Origin of the sequence: Vibrio sp. V39_P1S14PM300 (genome assembly GCF_009904765.1) — a bacterium.
Classification (GTDB): Bacteria; Pseudomonadota; Gammaproteobacteria; order Enterobacterales; family Vibrionaceae; genus Vibrio; species Vibrio proteolyticus.
This window is the reverse complement of the sequence record NZ_WXWP01000113.1, coordinates 1-3,024: the sequence shown is the minus strand read 5'-3', so window position 1 is coordinate 3,024 and position 3,024 is coordinate 1. Positions and strand designations below refer to the sequence as shown.

The 3,024-nt window shown below is 43.2% G+C and carries 1 protein-coding gene; it reads left to right on the top strand.

What is annotated here, in order from left to right; genetic code table 11:
* Window positions 1-722: 722 nt before the first annotated feature.
* Window positions 723-2,984, top strand: a complete 2,262-nt coding sequence (locus tag CAG65_RS05370) for a hypothetical protein (RefSeq protein ID WP_237668756.1) — start codon at window positions 723-725, stop codon at window positions 2,982-2,984.
* The last annotated feature ends 40 nt before the right edge of the window (window positions 2,985-3,024 follow it).

Here is a 3,024-nt window from a genome sequence, read left to right as displayed (position 1 = left end):
ATGCAACCCTGACCAGACATTGACAGTAAAGTTCATTCATTTTTGATACCTTACGTGAACAAAAAACAATTTTTGTGATTAAGCACTTAATCACTCAACAATCGGTAGAACATTGTTTATATAATAAGCCTACCGCTTTCATATCATTTTCTGCAACACTTAGTCATTACCTCAACCCTTTCAATTCGCACCGAACTGTAAACCAGTTGTTCACCTGTACAATGTGTTTACATCATAGTTAACAACCTAACACTTAAAACCTATCTCATTGATCTCTCGAACTAATACCGCAACTAAAAATCCACTTGCTATTTTTAGGCATTGACACTCTGTTCACCAATTGGCTTATTTTATCCACTCCTGATTCAATAATTTCATATAAATCATAACGATAAATTCTGGTTCGCTTTTTGCCTACGATGTGGTCAGCCAGGCAGAGGCCTCTGAGCTGACCATTGATGTCACAAAGCATTGGAGGAGCTGTCTAGACGCAAGGGCGTGGTACTGAACTTATCGATTTTTCCTGAGAGGTTTAAGGAAATCCGGTATGACCGCATTTACAGAGCCCTTTTATCTACTTCTTTTATGAAACAGGAAGGTAAACGATGGAACGATTAATACACAGTCGGCTTTGCAGGGTGTTCAGTGTCATCCTGGTTAGTACGGCAGCCCTGTACGCTCAAATGTCATTCGCTCAAGATCCAGGAATCCAGGACATATGTATGGAAGATCGAGCGGTGCAAGAGGGTCAAGTAAACCACTTAAATTGTACTGCGAATGACATTAACATCGCCAGCGCTTCAAATATTGTCATCACGCATATTGATGGCAACCCAGTAGCCCCAGGTACAGACACTTGTGTATCCGGTAAAGACGTCACTTTTGAAGCAGATTTTGATGTCGTATCGACCGCTAGTGCACGCTATGACATAGGTTTATACTTTAATCGAGAAGGCGGTGAAGATGCTCGTAGCGGTTCATGTAATATCTATACACTGAACGACACATACAGTACAAATGCTAGCGAACTAGATGGTGACAGTTGCTGGGATGCAGAGCAAGGAGCACAAATTGTCCACAGCTCTACCATCACAACAACATGTATCGATAGTGACGGCGATGGGCAACTCAACTTGCCCAACTGTGTAAGTTGGCGCCAACCTGGCGCAAATGAGCTATGTGAAGACGCAACAGGAGCCTTTCCAGGTGCACCTTCGAAATGTAACTGTAACGATGAATTCAATGTTCCTATCTTTATTCAGCCCGATCCACCCATTGTTACAAAGTCAATCACACAAGGAACAACAGATACAGGCACTGAGCCTGGTCAAACTTTTAGTTACACCGTTGAGATTAAGCCAGACCCAAGTACTGGTAATAGCGTTTTCGTAACCAAACTTGAAGATGTACTATCATCCAGCACAGACCCTAGTGCCGGCGCTATTCAGACTTTTCTGCTCAATGATGGAACATCTAATGACGTAGGCGTGACCAAAGGCTACTACACCCTGATGTCGAGTGGTTTGGCTAGCGCATGTGAGAACTTATCTCTTCCATATGAAATCCCACCAGAATCGATCGGACTGAAATGTACGTTCAAAGTTCACATTAGTGACAGCGATCTGCCAAACATTCCTGATCCTGAAAAGTTCGAGAACTTTATACGTGCCACGATTTTGGATGAAAATGATGACCCTGTGGGTGATAACTTCTGTTTCTCTCCAAGTACTGCGGGAACGCCAAATCCAAACTGTAGTAACGAAATAGTCGTAAGTTTAACAAACCAACCACCAGCAGTGACCGTGGAAAAAACAGCCGATAAATCTGAAGTACTCGAACCAGGCGAAACCGTCGTATTTACGTTTGATATTACCAACGACTCAGGTGCTCATGACTCGCCGATTGCTCTTGAAAGCCTAATTGACACTATATACGGCGATCTGAGCTTAATCGGTGCAGATAGCAACTGTCTGGATGATCCGGTCACTATAGCTAAAGATGCAACGTACACTTGTACATTGACGGCTTGGGTTTCTGGAGACGCTGGTGACAGTTTTACTAATGTAGTTACAGCGATGGTTCGCGATGACGAAAATGACACTGCGACAGACACAGATGATCATACAGTTGCAGTTCTTGATGTCCCATCTGCCATTACACTAGTTAAAACTGCTAACCCTACTTCGGTAAATGAAACTGGTGACAACCCAGATCTGTATCGAGATGTCGATTACACATTTTTATTTACTGTTAAGAGTCAAATCGAGATAGAACCAGGTGTGTTCGTAGCTGCTTCAGATACCGTGACATTCTCCAGTTTGATTGATGACCCATTTGGTGATTTAACTGGCGACTGTATGGTTACTTCGAAAAACGGTAATCCAATTGCACCGGTTGCATTAAATGGATTTGAACTGGATCCGGGAGAATTCGCGAGCTGCACAATGACGTTACAAGTTCAAGGTAATGCTGGAGACAACCACCTCAACGTTGCAACGATCAGCGGTACAGACGAAGATGAGCAACCCGTATCTGCTATGGACAGTGAAACAGTGACATTTGATCCTCTGGCTCCTGATACAGATATGGCCTTTGCAACCAGCCTGTTGGTCGTAATTGAACTCACCAATGCCTCTGAGGTAGATGATGTCACCCTCACAGCTCTGACTGTTAAGGGAGAAAACGTCTTTGCTTTTGATGGTATGAACGACGAGTTTAATCTTCTCAATACCGGCGGTACATACAACGGTGTGACTTATTCCGCATGTAACTATGGAGCGGAAATGCAATACAGCGGTTCGGGTCTCGGTTTAAATGTTTACTCATGTGCATTCACTCTCGAACTGAAGCCTGGGCTTGAAAATACAGATGACATTGAATTCTTGTCACAAGGTGCCCTCAACGGCGTTGTTGCGACAGTCACCGACGACGAAGGAGATACGTTAACTAACTTTGTATCTGTAGAAGTAAACACCTTAGAATAGTAGTTATTTGATTTTATTAAAGGTCTAAAAGGGATAATAG

Coding starts and splice junctions, on each gene's coding strand:
- CAG65_RS05370 (WP_237668756.1), top strand. CDS start 723: ATGGAAGATCGAGCGGTGCAAGAGGGTCAAGTAAACCACTTAAATTGT.